This window comes from Pseudomonas sp. BAY1663 (assembly GCF_000582595.1).
Taxonomy (GTDB): domain Bacteria; phylum Pseudomonadota; class Gammaproteobacteria; order Pseudomonadales; family Pseudomonadaceae; genus Stutzerimonas; species Stutzerimonas stutzeri_AF.
Genome location: NZ_AZSV01000001.1, coordinates 1 through 18025, shown reverse-complemented (window position 1 = coordinate 18025; position 18025 = coordinate 1). Strand labels below are relative to the sequence as shown.

10 protein-coding genes and 7 pseudogenes are annotated in these 18025 nt (G+C 65.5%); 7 read left to right on the top strand and 10 right to left on the bottom strand.

The annotated features are described in order from the left end of the window. Nucleotides 1–29: 29 nt before the first annotated feature. Nucleotides 30–362 (top strand): annotated as a pseudogene (locus tag BAY1663_RS00085) (glutathione binding-like protein); the annotation flags it as partial. A 29-nt stretch (nt 363–391) separates the two neighbouring features. On the opposite strand, the gene BAY1663_RS25670 reads toward BAY1663_RS00085, so the two are convergent. From BAY1663_RS25670 to cysK, 3 genes and pseudogenes are all read right to left on the bottom strand, one after another. Next, a complete protein-coding gene (locus BAY1663_RS25670) occupies nt 392–517 on the bottom strand; it encodes a PA1414 family protein (protein WP_305809510.1) in 126 nt (41 codons plus the stop codon). A 199-nt stretch (nt 518–716) separates the two neighbouring features. Next, a pseudogene (gene aceK, locus BAY1663_RS00075) lies at nt 717–2440 on the bottom strand (bifunctional isocitrate dehydrogenase kinase/phosphatase). Nucleotides 2441–2682: 242 nt separating this feature from the next. Further along, nucleotides 2683–3656, bottom strand: a pseudogene (cysK, locus tag BAY1663_RS00070) (cysteine synthase A). Between the two features lie 125 nt (nt 3657–3781). Between cysK and BAY1663_RS00065 the strand changes: the two are divergent. The 4 genes and pseudogenes from BAY1663_RS00065 to BAY1663_RS00050 all read left to right on the top strand — a co-directional run bounded on the left by BAY1663_RS00065 (nt 3782) and on the right by BAY1663_RS00050 (nt 7529). After that, nucleotides 3782–4855 (top strand): DUF748 domain-containing protein, encoded by a 1074-nt coding sequence (locus BAY1663_RS00065; RefSeq protein WP_037036826.1) that lies wholly within the window; start codon nt 3782–3784, stop codon nt 4853–4855. A 145-nt stretch (nt 4856–5000) separates the two neighbouring features. Next, nucleotides 5001–5848 (top strand): annotated as a pseudogene (locus BAY1663_RS00060) (AAA family ATPase). A gap of 52 nt (nt 5849–5900) precedes the next feature. Further along, on the top strand, nt 5901–6305 hold the full coding sequence (locus tag BAY1663_RS00055) for a GFA family protein (protein WP_037036824.1): 405 nt from the start codon (nt 5901–5903) through the stop codon (nt 6303–6305). A gap of 48 nt (nt 6306–6353) precedes the next feature. Beyond that, nucleotides 6354–7529, top strand: a pseudogene (locus tag BAY1663_RS00050) (VWA domain-containing protein). Nucleotides 7530–7542: 13 nt separating this feature from the next. Here BAY1663_RS00050 and BAY1663_RS00045 read toward each other — a convergent pair. Genes BAY1663_RS00045 through BAY1663_RS00035 form a run of 3 tightly spaced genes read right to left on the bottom strand, consistent with a single transcriptional unit; the run spans nt 7543 to nt 9337 of the window. Then, a complete protein-coding gene (locus BAY1663_RS00045) occupies nt 7543–8058 on the bottom strand; it encodes a DUF2937 family protein (RefSeq protein ID WP_037036817.1) in 516 nt (171 codons plus the stop codon). Further along, nucleotides 8052–8843: a class II glutamine amidotransferase gene (locus tag BAY1663_RS00040; RefSeq protein ID WP_037036816.1), complete on the bottom strand. Its 792-nt coding sequence runs from the start codon at nt 8841–8843 to the stop codon at nt 8052–8054. The genes BAY1663_RS00045 and BAY1663_RS00040 overlap by 7 nt, the downstream gene beginning before the upstream one ends. A 26-nt stretch (nt 8844–8869) precedes the next feature. Next, nucleotides 8870–9337 carry a hypothetical protein gene (locus BAY1663_RS00035; protein ID WP_037036814.1) on the bottom strand — a complete coding sequence of 156 codons (468 nt, stop codon included), beginning with the start codon at nt 9335–9337 and terminating at the stop codon, nt 8870–8872. A gap of 272 nt (nt 9338–9609) precedes the next feature. Between BAY1663_RS00035 and BAY1663_RS00030 the strand changes: the two genes are divergently transcribed. Further along, complete coding sequence (locus BAY1663_RS00030; protein WP_037036813.1) at nt 9610–10050, top strand: universal stress protein; 441 nt, start codon at nt 9610–9612, stop codon at nt 10048–10050. A gap of 148 nt (nt 10051–10198) precedes the next feature. Here the strand turns inward: BAY1663_RS00030 and BAY1663_RS00025 are convergent. Both BAY1663_RS00025 and BAY1663_RS00020 read right to left on the bottom strand, forming a co-directional pair. Then, nucleotides 10199–10890, bottom strand: a pseudogene (locus BAY1663_RS00025) (hypothetical protein). Between the two features lie 189 nt (nt 10891–11079). Further along, a complete protein-coding gene (locus BAY1663_RS00020) occupies nt 11080–12993 on the bottom strand; it encodes an ATP-binding cassette domain-containing protein (protein WP_037036810.1) in 1914 nt (637 codons plus the stop codon). A gap of 185 nt (nt 12994–13178) precedes the next feature. Here BAY1663_RS00020 and glgP point away from each other — a divergent pair, with 185 nt between their 5' ends. Beyond that, nucleotides 13179–15677, top strand: a complete 2499-nt coding sequence (gene glgP / locus BAY1663_RS00015) for an alpha-glucan family phosphorylase (protein ID WP_037036808.1) — start codon at nt 13179–13181, stop codon at nt 15675–15677. A 24-nt stretch (nt 15678–15701) separates the two neighbouring features. On the opposite strand, the gene BAY1663_RS00010 is transcribed toward glgP, so the two are convergent. Further along, nucleotides 15702–16397: a response regulator gene (locus BAY1663_RS00010; protein WP_037036806.1), complete on the bottom strand. Its 696-nt coding sequence runs from the start codon at nt 16395–16397 to the stop codon at nt 15702–15704. Further along, a pseudogene (locus tag BAY1663_RS00005) lies at nt 16394–18025 on the bottom strand (DUF4118 domain-containing protein); the annotation flags it as partial. The gene BAY1663_RS00010 and the pseudogene BAY1663_RS00005, both read right to left, overlap by 4 nt.

Genomic DNA, 18025 nt, shown 5'->3' with positions numbered 1-18025 from the left:
CGGCTCGTGGCGAAACGGCAAAAGACCCTAATTTCGATCGTGTCGCGGATGGCCCCATGCCCTTCTTCATCCGCCTCGTTGCGCGGACGATCGCCAAAGGCGCCTATACCGCATTCATCGGGCCGCAACTCAAGACACATCTGGACTATATGGAATCGGAACTGGGCAAGTCAGCCTGGTTCGCCGGCGACGACTTCAGCGCAGCCGACATCCAGATGAGCTTCCCCGTCGAGGCTGCACGATCACGCGCGGGTCTGGACGAAAGCTATCCGCGGCTGATGGACTTTCTCCAACGCATCCATGGGCGCCCTGCCTATCAGCGAGCCGTGGAGCGCGGTGGCGCGGCATTGCCGGAGCGGTGAGATGCACTTCGCCGGTCCGGCCGTGCGGCTCAGCGTCGACGTTGGGCCGGCTGCGTGCGCTGGGCGCGAACCGGGATGGGTTGCATACGAGGCGGCTCGATAAAGCCAAGAGTCACCGCCAGCTTCCAGAACACCTCATTGAGCCATGCTTTCATGGTCGAACCCTCCTGCTTGATAACGGGCCACATCGGAGCCATGCGGGCTTCGTCAACAGAATAATCCAAGTTCCACGCCAGCGCTCGCACGCCTGGCAGATAAAAGCCGCCAATTCGCCCGGCTTTGTTACGCCCCTTTACAACATGCGACTCCCTGGCGGCCTGGCCGTTCATGTCGACAGCAGTGCCCGGCTGGCCCTCAAGGCTGCTGGCCGCCCTTGCGCCGGTAAGGGAAGACATCGATCACCTTGCCGCCGCGGATGGTCTCCTGCAGCCCCTTCCAGTAATCGGCATCGTACAACTCGCCATGCAGGCTGGCGAACAGCCGGCGCTGGGCGTGATCGGTGAAGAGGAACCGCGGGAACTCCTCGGGGAAGACGTCGTTCGGCCCGACCGAATACCAGGCTCGGAGGCCATTTCATCCTCGGGGTAGCGTGGCGGCGGGATATGGCGGAAGTTCACTTCGGTGAGGAAGCAGATCTCGTCGTAGTCGTAGAACACCACGCGCCCGTGACGGGTGACGCCGAAGTTCTTCAGCAACATGTCGCCGGGAAAGATATTGGCCGCCGCCAGTTGCTTGATCGCCAGGCCATAGTCTTCGAGTACCTCGCGCACCTGCTGCTCGCTGGCGTGCTCCAGGTAGATGTTCAGCGGCGTCATCCGGCGCTCGGTCCAGCAGTGGCGCACCAGTACCGTGTCCCCCTGCACTTCGACCGTCGACGGTGCGACCTCCAGCAGTTCGGCGAGGCATTCGGGCTCGAATTTGGATCGGGGGAAGCGAAAATCAGCGAACTCCTGGGTATCGGCCATGCGCCCGACCCGGTCGACGCTCTTCACCAGGCGGTACTTCTCCACCACCGTGGCACGGTCGACGTTCTTGGCATGGGAGAAACGGTCCTTGATGATCTTGAAGACGGTATTGAAGCCAGGCAGGGTGAACACGCTCATCACCATGCCGCGCACGCCCGGCGCCATGATGAAGCGGTCATCGGTGCTGGCCAGATGGTTGATCAGGGCCCGATAGAACTCCGACTTGCCGTGCTTGTAGAAGCCGATCGAGGTGTAGAGCTCGGCGATGTGCTTGCCCGGCAGGATGCGCCTGAGAAAACCGACGAATTCCGCTGGAATCGGCACTTCGACCATGAAGTACGAACGGGTGAAGGAGAAGATGATCGACACCTCCGCCTCATCGGTGATCAGCGCGTCGGCGACGATGCCGTCGCCTTCATGGTGCAGCAGCGGTACCACCAGCGGCCACTGCTCGTCGCGGGTGAAGATTCGTCCCAGCAGGTAGGCGCCCTTGTTGCGATAGAGCACCGAGACGAACACCTCCACGGTCAACTCTGGGTCCTTGCAGACCCAGTCCGGCAGCGTCTCCTGCAACTGCGCCTGCAGCCGCCGCAGGTCGCCCGGCAGATCGGCGTAGGGCACGGTGAAGGCGTAATCGTGCAGTATCCGCTCCAGCATCCCGGCCAGATCGCCCATCGGCCGGTAGGTACGCGTCTGCGCCATCCGCTCGTGGGCGCGGGCCGACGGCCGGGTGGTATGGATGAACATAGTGCCGTCGCTGATGCAGTCGTGGCTGAACAGCCCGCAGAAGATCGAGTTGTACCAGGTCTCGGACAGCTCATCGTCGTAACGCGGGTTGATCTGATCGATATAGGCGCTTTTCACCTGCGGCCAATAATCGACCTGGAGCAGTTCGTTCTTGTCGAAGTGCGCCAGCAACCGATGGCGGGTTTCACTGGCCTTTTCCTCGTAGAGGCTGATCCGCGCCGCGGATGCCCGTTGCGCTTCCTGCCACTGCGCCTGCTCGAAACGGGCCCTGGCGCCTTCGGTGATCAGGCGGAACTGTTCGCGATAGTCGTCGAAACCAAGAAGGATCTGCCGAGCGATCTCGGCTGCCGGCCATTGCTGCGCCATGAGGGATCTCTGCGGAGAGTGAAAAGATATGAAGGTCGCCCCGACGTGGCCGCGGCCCCGTCGGGCGGAAAACCGCGAGGCGTTTTCCAGCCGGCCACGTGCAAGTCAATCGCGAGCAAGCTCGCTCCTACACAAGCGCATGCGCCAACACGCGCTCCTGTAGGAGCCGGCTTGCCGGCGATCATATTCGCAGCGCGCCCTACGCATCATGCGTGCGGCCCGCCAGCCACCTGAGCGGCGACCTACTGCACCATCTCCTGCTCGCTGAACAAGTCGGCGAACAGCATGGTGGACAGGTAGCGCTCGCCGGAGTCCGGCAGGATCACCACGATGTTCTTGCCCTGCATTTCCGGCCGCTCGGCCAGGCGCACCGCGACCGCCATCGCCGCGCCACCGGAAATGCCGCAGAGGATGCCCTCCTCGCGCATCAGGCGCAGGGCCATCTGCTTGGCCTGTTCGTCATCGACCAGCTCGACCCGGTCGACCAGCGACAGGTCGAGGTTCTTCGGCACGAAGCCGGCGCCGATGCCCTGGATCTTGTGCGGGCTGGGCTTGACCTCCTCCCCGGCCAGCGTCTGGCTGATCACCGGCGAGCCGCTGGGTTCGACCGCGACGCTGAGGATCTGCTTGCCCTTGGTGTTCTTGATGTAGCGCGACACACCGGTGATGGTGCCACCGGTGCCGACGCCGGCGACCAGCACATCGACGCCGCCATCGGTGTCGTTCCAGATTTCCGGACCGGTGGTCTTCTCGTGGATGGCCGGATTCGACGGGTTGTCGAACTGCTGCGGCATGTAGTACTGCTGCGGATCGGAGGCGGCGATCTCGCTGGCCTTCTCGATCGCGCCTTCATGCCCTTGGCCGGCTCGGTCAGCACCAGCTCGGCCCCGAGCGCCTTGAGCACCTTGCGCCGCTCGAGGCTCATCGATGCCGGCATCGTCAGGATCAGCTTGTAGCCACGGGCAGCGGCGACGAAAGCCAGGCCGATACCGGTATTGCCCGAGGTCGGCTCCACCAGTGTCATCCCGGGCTTGAGCCGACCGCTCTCCTCGGCATCCCAGATCATGCCGGCGCCAATCCGGCACTTGACCGAATAGGCCGGGTTGCGGCCTTCGATCTTGGCCATGATGCTGACCCCCTTGGGCCCCAAGCGGTTGATCATCACCAGCGGCGTGTTGCCGATGGAGCGTGCATTGTCTGCGAAGATGCGACTCATGGATGTGTCCCTGCTGAAGAGAAGCCTGACCCATGAGCGTATGCGCAGTCTCCCCACCAGTCCAGCCGAACTCGCATGCATGGCGCAGGGTCCACAACTAGACCTCCAACCGGATCTGCACAGTCATGAGACGCCGCTATCGCCTGTCGCTGTGGATTCTGCTGTCGCTCGCACTGCTATTGCTGTTGCACCTGGCGCTGCCGCACCTGGTACGCAATTACCTGAACGAGAAAATGGCGGACATGGGCGACTACCAGGGCCACATCGAGGATGTCGACCTGGCATGGTGGCGCGGCGGCTATCGGATCGAAGCGCTTAACATCGAAAAGAAGGGCAAGAAGGTCCAGGCACCGTTGCTCAAGGCGCCGGTCATCGACATCGCCATCAGCTGGCGTGCCCTGCTGCGCGAGCAGGCCGTGGTCGGCAGAGTCACCTTCAGGCGGCCCGAGCTGAATTTCGTCGATGGCGGCGCCCGCGGCGAATCGCAAACCGGCGAAGGAGTGGGCTGGCGCGACCAGCTCGACGCCCTGCTGCCCATCACGCTGAATGAGGTCCGCGTGATCGATGGCCAACTGTCGTTTCGCAACTTCACCGCCGACCCGCAGGTGCACGTCTACGCCAACGCCATCGAGGCGAGCCTGTACAACCTGACCAACACCGCCGACGACCGCGGACGCAGGGTCGCCACCTTCGAGGGCACCGGCAAGCTGTTCAACCAGGCGCCGATCGAGGCCGGCGCCCGTTTCGATCCGTTCACCGACTGGGAAGACTTCGAGGTGAGCCTGCGCGTTACCGGGGTTCCGCTCAAACAGCTCAACGACTTCAGCCGCGCCTACGGCAAGTTCGATTTCGCCGCCGGCGACGGCGACCTGGTGCTCGAGGTGGAAGCCACCGATAGCCGCCTGGACGGCTACATCAAGCCACTGCTGCGCAACGTCGAGATATTCGATTTCCAGCAGGATATCGCCAACGAGGACAAGGGCTTCTTCCGTGGCATCTGGGAAGCGCTGGTCGGCACCGGCGAAGAGACCCTGCAGAACCAGCGCAAGGACCAGTTCGCCACGCGTATCGAGCTATCCGGCAGCACCCGCGATACCGAAGTCAGTGCCTTCCAGGCCTTCATCGCGATTCTGCGCAATGCCTTTGTCGAGGCGTTCTCGACCCGTTTCGAGCGCTCGCTGGTAGAGGATCGGGGCTGATGCGCAGCTGGCTACAGAACCGCCACCGCTGACCATTCAGTGACTGAATAATGCCCTCGCGTTCACAGTCGAGGCCGCATCACTTATAGTCGGCCTCCTGTTCCCATGACGCCTGCGTGCCAGGCCCCGGCCCAAGGAATCTCCGATGAAATTCGAAGGCACCCAGTCCTACGTCGCCACCGACGACCTCAAGCTCGCCGTCAACGCCGCCATTACCCTGCAGCGCCCGCTGCTGGTCAAGGGCGAGCCCGGCACGGGCAAGACCATGCTTGCCGAGCAGTTGGCCGAATCCTTCGGCGCCAAGCTGATCACCTGGCACATCAAGTCCACCACCAAGGCGCACCAGGGCCTCTACGAATACGATGCGGTGAGCCGCCTGCGCGACTCGCAGCTGGGCGTGGACAAGGTTCACGACGTCAGGAACTACATCAAGAAAGGCAAGCTGTGGGAGGCCTTCGAGAGCGAGGAGCGGGTCATCCTGCTGATCGACGAGATCGACAAGGCCGACATCGAGTTCCCCAACGACCTGCTGCAGGAGCTCGACAGGATGGAGTTCTACGTCTACGAGACCAACGAAACCATCAAGGCGACCCAGCGGCCGATCATCATCATCACCTCCAACAACGAGAAGGAACTGCCCGACGCCTTCCTGCGTCGCTGCTTCTTCCACTACATCGCCTTCCCCGACCGCGAAACGCTGCAGAAGATCGTCGACGTGCACTATCCCGGCATCAAGCAATCGCTGGTCAGCGAGGCGCTGGACGTTTTCTTCGACGTACGCAAGGTACCGGGCTGAAGAAGAAACCCTCCACCTCCGAACTGGTCGATTGGTTGAAGCTGCTGATGGCCGATGACATCGGCGAAGCGGTGTTGCGCGAGCGCGATCCGACGCGCGCGATTCCGCCGCTGGCCGGTGCCCTGGTGAAGAACGAGCAGGACGTGATGCTACTCGAGCGCCTGGCCTTCATGAGTCGCCGCGCCGGCAGCCGCTGATCGGTGCCGGTTCCGCCACGGAACCGGCTGCGCCACTCACGGGAGAACAACCATGCAAACGCATACCGGTAGTTGCCTCTGCGGCGTCGTGCGCTATCGCATCGACGCGCCCATCGACGAACTGACCCACTGCCATTGCAAGATGTGCCGCAAGGCCCACGGCAGCGCCTTCGCCAGCTATGCGAGCGTGCCGCTGGAGGCCTTCCATTTCATGTCGGGCAAGGACCAGTTGGGCGTCTACCACTCCTCCGAGCACGTGACGCGCACCTTCTGCATCCGTTGCGGTTCCAACCTGCAGTTCGTCGACAACCGTGAGCACGAGCTTGGCGTGGCCGTCGGCACGCTCGATTCACCACTGCCCGCCCCACCGCAGTCGCACATCTTCGCCGACTCCAAGGCCGACTGGTACGAGATTCGCGACGGGCTCCCCCAATACAACGGCGACAGCCCCCGCTGATCGCCCCGAACGTCGCGCGCCGGCCAGCGGCGCGCCAGAGGTTTCGCCATGCTGCTTGGCCTGTTCAATGAGATGCGTGCGGCCAAGGTGCCGGTATCGGTCCGCGAGCTGCTGGATCTGATCGATGCCCTGAAGCACCGCGTCGTGTTCACCGACATGGAAGAGTTCTACTTCCTGGCGCGCACGGTGATGGTCAAGGACGAACGTCACTTCGACAAGTTCGACCGGGCCTTCGGCGCCTACTTCCAGGGCCTGGAGAACCTCGACCGGCACATCGAGGCCCTGATCCCGGAAGACTGGCTGCGCAAGGAGTTCGAACGCAGCCTGAGCGACGAGGAGCGCGCACAGATCCAGTCGCTCGGAGGCCTGGACAAGCTGATCGAGGAATTCAAGAAACGTCTCGAGGAACAGAAGGAGCGCCATGCCGGCGGCAACAAGTGGATCGGTACCGGCGGTACCAGCCCGTTCGGCTCGGGCGGCTACAACCCCGAGGGCATCCGCATCGGCGACGCCGGCAAGCGCCAGGGCAAGGCGGTCAAGGTCTGGGACCAACGCGAGTACAAGAACCTCGACGACCAGGTCGAGCTGGGCACGCGCAACATCAAGATCGCCCTGCGCCGCCTGCGCAAGTTCGCCCGCCAGCGCCGCGGACGAGCTGGACATCGATGGCACCATCGACCACACCGCGCGCGACGCCGGCCTGCTCAACATCCAGATGCGCCCCGAGCGGCGCAACGCGGTGAAGCTGCTGATCCTGTTCGATATCGGCGGCTCGATGGATGCCCACGTGAAGGTCTGCGAAGAGCTGTTCTCGGCCTGCAAGACCGAGTTCAAGCACCTCGAGTACTTCTACTTCCACAACTTCATCTACGAGTCGGTGTGGAAGAACAACTTCCGCCGCATGTCCGAGCGCACCGCGACGCTGGATGTGCTGCACAAGTATGGCGCGGACTACAAGGTGGTGTTCGTCGGCGACGCGGCGATGGCGCCCTACGAGGTCACCCAGCCGGGCGGCAGCGTCGAACACTGGAACGAGGAAGCCGGCTACGTCTGGATGCAGCGCTTCATGGAGAAGTACAAGAAGCTCATCTGGATCAATCCCTACCCCAAGGACACCTGGGGCTACACCACCTCCACCGGCATCATTCGCGAACTGGTGGAGGACCGCATGTACCGCTGACCTTGAGCGGGCTGGAAGAAGGGATGAAATTCCTGGCGAAGTGAAAATGCCGGCGGATCAGCGCCGGCGCAAGCGATAGCTGCGCCGGGGCCACAGCACGCTGGCCAATGCCATGCCCAGCGCCTCCACCACCCAGGCCAGTGCCAGCGCGCAGCTGATGCCCCAGGCGATGGCCTCCGGCGCCAGCAGGACCTGGAAGCGATAGCCGTTCCAGACCTGTGCCCGCAAGCTGTGCTCGGCACCTACCAGGACATGCCAGGCGCGTGCGTACCAGGGGCGCTGCAGCGCCTGCCATTCCCGCTCGAGCAACGTCGCGCGCGCCACCAGGGCACGCACGCTCTGCGCATCGCTCTGGATGACCGGGTCCTCGCTGTTTCGATAATGCTCGACCAGTGCATCCAGGTCGCCCTCGAAGAAGCGCCGCGCGGTTTCCTCGAAGCCCTGCAACCCCTGCTGCGCCTCCAGCCGGCGCGCCTCGACATGCTGCGCATAGGCCTCGATGAAACCGGGCACCTGGATACCGACCAGCAGGCCCAGGGCAAACAGCGCCAGCCGCAGATAGCTTCTCAACATACCGACACCCCTGGCACCCGCCCCTGGGCGACGCATTCCCCCAGCCGCCACAGGCTCCACTGCCCGGGCTCGTGACAGGTCCATTGCTCGTTGTCGGTCAACGGCTCGGTCGCCAGCACGGTCACCACATCCCTTGGGGTCGTCTCGGCCTGGAAATTCACCGTGAGGTCGGCGTCCTTGAGCTGCGCCGGGCCGAACGGCGCGCGCCGGGTGATCTGCGCCAGCTTGCTGCTGCAGAAGCTGAACAGCCATTCACCGTTGCTCAGCAGGCAGTTGAACACACCCCTGGCACGGTATTGCGCACAGGCATCGAGCAACACTGGCAGCAGCTGTTCGGCACTGGAGCGCTCGGGGAAATCCAGGCGAATCCGGTTCAGCAGATCGCAAAACGCCGCCTCGCTATCGGTATCGCCGACCGGGCGATAGAAACCTGGCGAAGGGTGGAAATCGGCCAGCTGGCCGTTATGCGCGAAGCACCAGTGCTGCCCCCACAGTTCGCGCACGAACGGGTGGGTATTGACCAGCGCGACCTTGCCGACGTTGGCGTGGCGAATATGGCCGATCACCACTTCGCTCTTGATCAGGTAGCGCTGCACCATCTTCGCCACCTCGGACTCGCAACTGGCGACCGGGTCCTGAAACAGCCGCAGGCCACGTCCCTCATAAAAAGCGATGCCCCAGCCATCCTTGTGCGGGCCGGTCTTGCCGCCACGCTGCATGAGACCGGTGAAGCTGAAAACGATATCGGTGGGAACGTTGGCGCTCATGCCAAGCAGCTCGCACATGCCTGATCTCCGGAGTGTGCTCGTGGCTACAAGCGTGGCTCGGTCCGCAGCCGGCCACGCAATGGCGGGTAGTCATCATCCTCCTGCTCATCCTCGAGGCGCTCGCGCAACGTGCGCGGATCATCCGCCTCGGCGGTTTCGACCGCGCGCCGCTTCAGCCTGCGCTCGATGGGCCAGCGGATCGCGACCAGCAGCATGTACAGCCCGAAGGCGATGAGCCCGTACAGGGCCAGGTCGGCAACCGCCCGCCAGGCGTTGTTGCCCACCTTGAATAGCATGTCCATCGCCGTAATGGCCACCGCCGGCGCGAACAGTTCCTTCGCCGGATCGACGATGGTGGGCGTCAGCAACAGCACGGCGGCCGCCAGCCGCAAGGGCTCGCGCAACCAACGCCACATCCAGCGGGTCACCCGGAACCAGAACAGCAGGCAGCCCAGCGCTGCCACGCCATAGAGGGCCCAGGCGAGGGAATAATCGGAGTCGAACATCAGCATGGTGGTATCTCGATAACAGCCCGTTTCGACGGCTTGATAAGTCGGAACTGCGCTGCGGCAGTAAAGGCAGCCATGATAGCAGCCCATTGGCGGGCACCGTCATCGATGGTGACAACAAGACACTGGCGCCCCCCGGAACAAGGTGTATAACCTGCTTGAAACGAAGGGGTTATCCCTGGACTCTGTTCCCGCTTCGCGAACACGCAACAGAGCCGCATAATCCGTCGGCGAAGGCCAGGCCACTGGCGACCGGCACCCAAGGAGGATTCACCATGCCCTACCAACATATTCTGGTCGCGATCGACCTGACCGAGGAGTGCCACCCGGTCGTGGCCCGCGCCCAAGCCCTGGCCAGTGCCACGGGTGCCCGGCTCAGCCTGGTACATATCATCGAACCCATGGCGATGGCCTTCGGCGGCGACGTACCGATGGACCTCTCCATGCTGCAGCAGCAGCAATTCGACCAGGCCCGCGAGCGCATGGACGGCTTCGCCGACAGCTACCCGAGCCTCACGCCGGAACAACGCCACCTGGCCTACGGCCAGCCGCGCCAGGAAGTGCATCGCCTGGCCAAGGAGCAAGGCTGCGACCTGATCGTGGTTGGCAGCCATGGCCGTCACGGGCTGGCGCTGCTGCTCGGTTCCACGGCCAACGACATCCTGCACGGCGCCCCCTGCGACGTGCTGGCGGTGCGCCTGAAGAAGCCTGAGTAGAATTCCTTGACTTTACAGGCCTCAGACCCTGGCAGGCCTGCGGCCTGCAATCGCCGCGAGGGCGCGCCTGCCACAGGGTTCGCGGGGGCTGCCGCTCTTGTGGGAGATGCCCCCGGGGCGATGCTCCTGGGCTTCAGGCTTCCAGCGCCTAGGCGGTTTCGACGCCCTCGCCTGCGCTCATGACCAGCGGGCGGATCTTCTGCAGCTGAGTCTCCAGCGAATAGGTCAGGCTGGACGCATGGAAAAGAAGGTGAGGAAGGCCTTGAGGTTGGAATCGCCATGGCAGGTATCGTGGATGCGCTGCCAGAACGCCTGGTTGACCAGTTGCAACTGCTGGAAGGAACGCACCAGGCCACGGAGCTCCCAGTCGGCATGCCGGCCTTCGCGCAGATTGAAATACTGCCGGGCCAGGTACAGCGAGACCGCACGCAGGACGAACTCGCGGTTGTTGGCAAAGGGCAGATGCTGCTGCGCCATGGGCTTCAAGCGGCCCAGTACGGGACAGGCGCTGGTAGCCATGATCACGCCCAGCAGGGCACGCAGTCCCTCGTCCAGCCCGACCAGCTTGGTGTACTCGCGCTCGGGCGTGCGGACCCAGACCAGCGCCTTCTGGATCGCCGGCAGCCCCTGGAAATCCTCGATGACCCGATGCAGGTCCACCGCGGCCGGGCAGTGGCTGAAGTCATCCTTGCTCAAGGGGCAATTGCTACAGCGCTGGTGCTCGAGCCGCGTCCATTTCGGCGCCTGGGCGGCCGTTTCCGCGTCGTAGCCACGATCCAGCTCGATCCGATAGCTGAAGTCATGTTCATCGTCCAGGGTGATGCGATATTCAATAGCCATTAACGCTCCATCATGACGGCCGATCCAATGTCGATACTTAACTACGCGCCAGGCCGCATGGCATTGATCCATCTCATGAGCTTCGCCTTCTCGACGGCCTGCGGCACAGGCCTCTACGACATCGGGGCCGGTTTGTTTTGTTCGCACCTGCCTGGCAGGAACCGTTGTAGCAGCCGGCCAGCGTCCCACCTACTCTTCCAGCTCCGCCCAGCGCTCCAGCAGCCCATCCAGTTCCTGCTGCAGGGCCTCCAGGCGAGCCAGGGCCGCACCGGTGACCTCGACCGGTTGCTGATAGAACGCCGGTTGCGAAATCTCCGCCTGCAGTGCTTCGATGCGCTGCTCCACCTCGTCGATCCGGCCCGGCAGCGCTTCCAGCTCACGTTGCAGCTTGTAGCTGAGCTTCTTCTTCGCCGGCGCGGCCTCGGATGGCACTGGCGCGACGACTGCCGCCTGCGCGCTGGCCTTGGCCTCCTTCGCCTCGGCGACGGTTTCGGCGACGCCCAGCAGACGCGGTGAGCCACCCTGGCGCAGCCAGTCCTGATAACCGCCGACGTATTCGCGCACCACGCCGTTGCCCTGGAATACCAGGGTGCTGGTGACCACGTTGTCGAGGAAGGCCCGGTCGTGGCTGACCATCAGCACCGTGCCCTGGAAGCCAAGCAGCACCTCCTCGAGCAGCTCCAGCGTTTCCACGTCCAGGTCGTTGGTCGGCTCGTCGAGCACCAGCAGGTTGGCCGGCTTGCTGAACAGCTTGGCGAGCAAGAGCCGTGCCCGTTCGCCGCCGGACAACGCCTTGACCGGCGTGCGCGCCCGTTGCGGGCTGAACAGGAAGTCGCCGAGGTAGCTCAGCACATGGCGGTTCTGGCCATCGATGGTGATGAATTCGCGGCCCTCGGCGAGGTTGTCGACCACGGTCTTTTCCAGCTCCAGCTGGTGACGCAATTGGTCGAAATACGCCACTTCGAGCTTGGTGCCGATCTCGATGACGCCGCTGCTGGGCTGCAGTTCGCCCAGCAGCAGCTTGAGCAGCGTGGTCTTGCCGGTGCCGTTGGCGCCGAGCAGGCCGATACGGTCGCCACGCTGGATCACCATGGAGAAATCGCGGATCAGCGGCTCGCCGCCGGGATGGGCGAAGCTCACGTGCTCGGCGACGATCACCTGCTTGCCGGACTTCTCCGCCACCTCCACCTGGAAGCTGGCCTTGCCCTGCCGCTCGCGGCGTTCGCTGCGCTCGGCACGCAGCGCCTTGAGCGCGCGCACGCGGCCTTCATTACGGGTACGCCGGGCCTTGATGCCCTGGCGAATCCACACCTCCTCCTGAGCCAACTTCTTGTCGAACAGCGCGTTGGCGGTTTCTTCGGCGGCCAGTTGTTGTTCCTTGTGTACCAGGAAGCTGGCGTAGTCGCCGTTCCAGTCGATCAGGCGACCACGGTCGAGTTCGAGAATGCGCGTCGCCAGGTTCTGCAGGAAGGCCCGGTCGTGGGTGATGAACAGCACGGCGCCGTTGAAACCGGTCAGCGCCTCTTCCAGCCAGGCGATGGCGCCGATGTCCAGGTGGTTGGTGGGCTCGTCGAGCAGCAGCAGGTCGGGCTCGGACACCAGCGCCTGGGCCAGCAGCACGCGCCGCCGCCAGCCGCCGGACAGCTCGGCCAGGGTGCGGTCGGCCGGCAGCTGCAGGCGGCTCAGGGTGCTGTCCACCAGCTGCTGCAAACGCCAGCCGTCCTTCGCTTCGAGGGCCTGCTGGACGTGCATCAGCTTCTCCAGGTCGGCATCGTCGCGGATGTTCTGGCTCAGGTGATGGTATTCGGCGAGCAGCTCGCCGACCCCGGCCAGCCCTTCGGCCACCACATCGAATACCGTGCGGTCGTCCGCCCGCGGCAGTTCCTGCGGCAGTTCGCCGATCTTCAGCCCCGGCGCGCGCCAGATCTCGCCGTCATCGGCAGCCCGGTCGCCCTTGACCAGCCGCAGCATGCTCGACTTGCCGGTGCCGTTGCGGCCGATGATGCAGACCCGCTCGCCCCGCGCGATCTGCCAGGACACTCCATCCAGCAACGGCGTGGTGCCGTAGGCCAGGGACACATCAGTGAACTTGAGCAGGGTCATGGCTACCTCCGGAAAACAGGGCGCGCATTCTAGCAGAAGACGCCCGGCAACCCGGCCGCCATCGGTACGCGCGCTCCGGCTTCGGCGACGCCTGCGCCAGAGCGGTCTTCGAGCATCCAAACCCGCGCCGGAAGGCTATGCTCTTCCGGCAAGATCGCGCCCCGGTCCGATGAGAGAGGCTTCACTTGGCCCCTGCAAGCAAACGCCCATCCGAGATCACTCCCGAAACGCTGCGCCAGCTGGCATTCGATCAAGCCATACGCTGGTCGAGCCGCAACGACGATATCTGGCAGGTCATCGACAATGAGCTCTGGCAGCTCACGCACAACCCCAGCCTGGTGCTCAGCACCGTTCCGGAGCAGGCGCTCGACGAGCTGTTGAACCGCAGCGACTGCCACCAGCTGGTACAGGACATCGTCCAGGAGCAACGGGCCAGGCTGGAGCGGCCGACCTGGTTCGCCGGCCAGGCGCACGCGCAGACGCTCGGACGGGTCGCCTACTTCTCCATGGAATACATGCTCAGCGAGGCCCTACCGATCTACTCCGGCGGGCTCGGCAACGTTGCCGGCGACCAGCTCAAGGCGGCCAGCGATCTCGGCGTGCCGGTCACCGCCGTGGGCATGCTCTGGCAGCACGGCTACTTCCGCCAGGGCATCAGCCCGGATGGCAGCCAGCAGGAGCTGTATCCGGTCAACGACACGCGGCAGTTACCCATCGAGCCGCTGCGCGACGCCACCGGCAAGCCGCTGCGGCTGGCGATCCATCTGCCCGGCGTGCAAATCTGGCTGCGCGGCTGGCAGGCCATCGTCGGCCGCAACCGGCTGCTGCTGCTCGATACCAACGACCCGGCGAACCCGCCGCTGGCGCGGCTGATCAGCAGCGAGCTGTACGGCGGCGACAACGAGATGCGCCTGCGCCAGGAACTGGTGCTGGGCATCGGCGGCTGGCGCTTGCTGGAAGCCGCCGGGCTGCAGCCCGACGTGCTCCACCTGAACGACGGGCACGCGGCGTTCGCAGTGCTGGAGCGGGCCCGCAGCCACATGGTGCGCGAGCAGGTCTCCTTCGCCGTCGCCCTCGGCGCGACCCGCGCGGGCAACCTGTTCACCACCCATACGCCGGTGGAGGCCGGTTTCGATCGCTTCCCCGCCGAGCTGGTCGGCAAGTACCTGGGGCGCTACGCCAAGTACGAACTGGGCATTTCGCTGCAGGCCCTGCTGGCGATGGGCCGCAAGCAGCCACAGGATCCGCGCGAACCGTTCAACATGGCCTATCTGGCCACGCGCGGGGCCGGAGCCGTCAATGCGGTAAGCCAACTGCACGGCCACACCAGCCGCTTCATCTTCCGCGAGCTGTTCCCGCGCTGGCCGATCGACGCGGTGCCCGTCGGCCACGTCACCAATGGCATTCACCTGCCGACCTGGGTTTCACCGAACGCCGAAGCCCACTGGCACGAGCTGCACGGTGACGACACGCCCTGGCGCGGTACCGACAAGGTATCGGTGGCCGAACTGCTCGCCAGGGTCGACGACCGCTGGCTATGGCAGATTCGCCAGCACGCCCGTAGCGACCTGCTCGCCTTCGTCCGCAGCCACCTGGCGCGCAGCCTCGCCGTGCACGGCGCCTCGCCGAGCGAAATCGAAATGGCCGGCACCCGCCTGCATCCGGAGCGCCTGACGCTCGGCTTCGCCCGCCGCTTCGCCAGCTACAAGCGCCCTAACCTGCTGCTGCACGACCCGCAACGGCTGGCGCGCATCCTCACCCACACGCAACACCCCGTGCAGCTGCTGGTCGCCGGCAAGGCGCACCCGGCCGACCGTGCCGGCCAGGCGCTGCTGAGCGAGTGGCAGCGCTTCGCTGCGCGTGCCGATATCGCCGGCCGCGTGGTGTTCCTCGAGGACTACGACATGCGTATCGCGCGGCATCTGGTACAGGGCGTCGACGTCTGGCTGAACACGCCGCGACGGCCCTGGGAGGCCAGCGGCACGAGCGGCATGAAGGTGCTGGCCAACGGCGGGCTGAACCTTTCCCAGCTCGACGGCTGGTGGGCCGAAGCCTATGCGGCCGACCTCGGCTGGGCGGTGGGCGACGGCCTGGAGCACGAACCCGCCCACGACGCGATGGACGCCGAACAGCTCTACCGGCTGCTCGAGGAGGAAATCGTGCCCGCCTTCTATACACGCGATGCGGACGGTACGCCTAACGCCTGGGTGCAACGCATGCGGCGCAGCATGAGCGCCCTGGTGGAACGCTTCTCTGCCGACCGCACGGTGCGCGAATACACCGAGCGCTACTACCTGCCACTGGCCATGGCCTATCGCGAGCGCTGTGCCGAAGGCTCGGCGCGGGCCCGCGAACTGGCGCGCCAGGTGACCTGCCTGCGTGGCTACTGGCACGAGCTGGCCTTCACCCGGCTGGAATGGCTGACCGCAGGCGATCGCTACCGGGTCGAGGCGCGGCTGCACCTGGGCCACATCGAGCCACAGCAGATCGCCGTCCAGCTGTTTGCCGAACCGGGCGAGATCCGGCCGCTCGATCTGGTCCAGCACGACGGTCCGTTCGCCGTCTTCCAGGGCGAGCTGCCCGTCACCCGTCCGGCCGCGGACTACACCGCGCGGGTGGTCCCCAGCGCCGACCTGGGATTGAACGTGCCGCTGGAGCTTGCGCTGATTCTCTGGCAGCGCTGACGCACGGCACGGGCTGCCCGCGATTCAGGCATCGACCACCAGGCGATAGCCGACCCCGGCTTCGGTCACGATGTACCGCGGCGCGGCGGGATCGTCGCCGAGCTTGCGCCGGAGATGGCCGATCACCACCCGCAGATAGTGGCTGTCGCCGCTGTGGCTCGGCCCCCAGATATCCTTCAGCAACTGCTGCTGGGTCACGACCCGGCCGCCATGGCGCGCCAGCTCCGCCAGCACCGCATACTCCTTGCGCGTAAGGCTCATTTCGCGGTCGTGCAGGCTGACACGCCGATAGGCGAAGTCGATGCACAACGGCCCGGCAACCACCTGGGCCGCCATGCCGGCGGAAGATTGCGGCTGGCGCAGCAGCGCCCGTACCCGAGCGAGGAATTCCTGGATGCCGAAAGGCTTGGTGACGTAATCATTGGCGCCGGCATCGAGCGCCATGACCTTCTCCGCCTCGCTGGAGCGCACCGACAGCACGATCACCGGCACCTGGCTCCAGCCGCGCAGCTCCCGCAGGACGGCCTGGCCATCCATATCCGGCAGGCCGAGGTCGAGCACCACCAGGTCCGGCTGGTCCAGCGCGGCGCGGGCCAGGCCGTCGCGGCCGTCGCTTCCCTCGACGACCCGGTAACCCTGCGAACCGAGGCTGATGCGCAGGAATTTCCGGATCTGCGGTTCATCGTCGATGATCAGTACGCTTGCCGAATCGCCAGTCACGAAAGGTCTTTCTCCATCTCCGGCTGGGGCTGCAGCGGCAGCTCCAGCGTCACACTGGCGCCGCGACCGCCGAGCCCCTCGCCGACGGAGACGCGCCCGCCATGGGCACCGATCATGCCCTGGCAGATGGCCAGGCCCAACCCGGTGCCCGGCCCGCCCCGGTCGCCACGCGCCGCCGTATAGAACATATCGAAGATCTTCTCCCGCTCCGCCTCCGGAATACCGGGCCCCTCGTCGCTGACGATGAAACGCAGCGTCCCGGGCGCGGCCGTGACCGCGACCTGCAGGGCGCCTCCGGGCGCGGAGAACCGCGCGGCATTTTCCAGCACGTTGACCAGCGCCTGTTCGATCAGCGCCGGATGGACGTACAGCAACGGCAGCACGTCGGGCAGTATGACCTCGACCCTGAGTTCGGCAAGGACCCGCTGCAGGCGTTGCAGGGCACCGGCGACGATATCCGCCGGCGCCACCCAGTCGCGGATGAGCTTGAGCCCGCCATGTCCCAGGCGTGTCATGTCCAGCAGGTTCTGGATGTAGCGATCCAGGCGCTCGGCCTCGTCACGGGTCGCCTCGAGCAACTCCTGCCGGTCGGCTTCGCTCATGCGGTGCCCCAGGCTCGCCAGGCTGTCGATGGAACCGCGCATGGCCGTCAGCGGCGTGCGCAGGTCATGCGAGACGGAGGCCAGCAGGGCGCTGCGCAGCTCTTCGGTCTGGCCGTGCAGACGAGCCGCCTCGAGTTCGTCGGCGAGCGTCGCGCGTCCCAGCGCCTGTGCCAGCGGTTGCGCCAGCGCCGCGATGAGCCGGCGCTTCTGTGGCGCCAGCTGCCCAGCGCCGACCGGCCGGATGCCAAGCAGGCCCAGCGATTGCCCGTCGCCGCTCAAGGGCAGCCACCACCACTGCCCGCCCGGCAAGGTATCGGTGCCCTGCCCCGCGGCCTGCCCATGCTTCCAGGCCCACTCGGCTGCGGCCTGCGCCTGGTCGTCCAGGGCTGGCGGGGCATCCCCCCGGAACGTCCATTCCGCCTGCCGGGTGCGCGTCGCCACCACCGCCTCCAGGTCCGACAGCAGTTGCAGCTGATGGACCGCGACGGCGCAGACGGCCTGCACGTCGGTGGCGGCGCTCAACCGGCGCGAGAGATCGAGCAAGGCCGTCGTCTCCGCCTGGGTCTGGCGCAGGACCTGCAGCTGGCGGCGCTGGCGACTGGCGAGGTTTCCGGCGAGGACCGCCATCAGCAGGAAGAACAGCAGCGTCAGGACGTCTTCCTGGCGAGCCACGATGAAGGTGAAGGTCGGCGGAATGAACAGGAAATCGTAGAAGAGAAACGACAGCCCCGCGCACGCCAGCGCCGGGCCGAGGCTGCTGCGCACGGCCACCACCAGCACGGCAGCCAGGAACACCAGCGAAATGTTCGGCAGCGCCAGGTAGCGCGACAACACCAGCGCGGCGCCGGTCGCCACCAGCGTCGCCAGCACCGCCAGGAGATAGGTGCGCCAGTCCAGCGGCGCCTTCCCCGGGCGCGCGCCCGCGACAGGCCCGGCCTCTGGTCCAGAATGCTGACTTCCAGCCCCTGCCCCATGGCGATGAGCTGCTCGGCGACCGAGCGGCCGGCCCGGCCCTTCCAGCGCCAG

Excerpts from the sequence above, each read along its gene's own strand:
- BAY1663_RS00030 (WP_037036813.1), top strand. The coding sequence starts at position 9,610 with ATGCCCTACCAACATATTCTGGTCGCGATCGACCTGACCGAGGAGTGC.
- BAY1663_RS00065 (WP_037036826.1), top strand. The coding sequence starts at position 3,782 with ATGAGACGCCGCTATCGCCTGTCGCTGTGGATTCTGCTGTCGCTCGCA.
- BAY1663_RS00040 (WP_037036816.1), bottom strand. The coding sequence starts at position 8,843 with ATGTGCGAGCTGCTTGGCATGAGCGCCAACGTTCCCACCGATATCGTT.
- BAY1663_RS00035 (WP_037036814.1), bottom strand. The coding sequence starts at position 9,337 with ATGCTGATGTTCGACTCCGATTATTCCCTCGCCTGGGCCCTCTATGGC.
- BAY1663_RS25670 (WP_305809510.1), bottom strand. The coding sequence starts at position 517 with ATGAAAGCATGGCTCAATGAGGTGTTCTGGAAGCTGGCGGTGACTCTT.
- BAY1663_RS00045 (WP_037036817.1), bottom strand. The coding sequence starts at position 8,058 with ATGTTGAGAAGCTATCTGCGGCTGGCGCTGTTTGCCCTGGGCCTGCTG.
- BAY1663_RS00020 (WP_037036810.1), bottom strand. The coding sequence starts at position 12,993 with ATGACCCTGCTCAAGTTCACTGATGTGTCCCTGGCCTACGGCACCACG.
- BAY1663_RS00055 (WP_037036824.1), top strand. The coding sequence starts at position 5,901 with ATGCAAACGCATACCGGTAGTTGCCTCTGCGGCGTCGTGCGCTATCGC.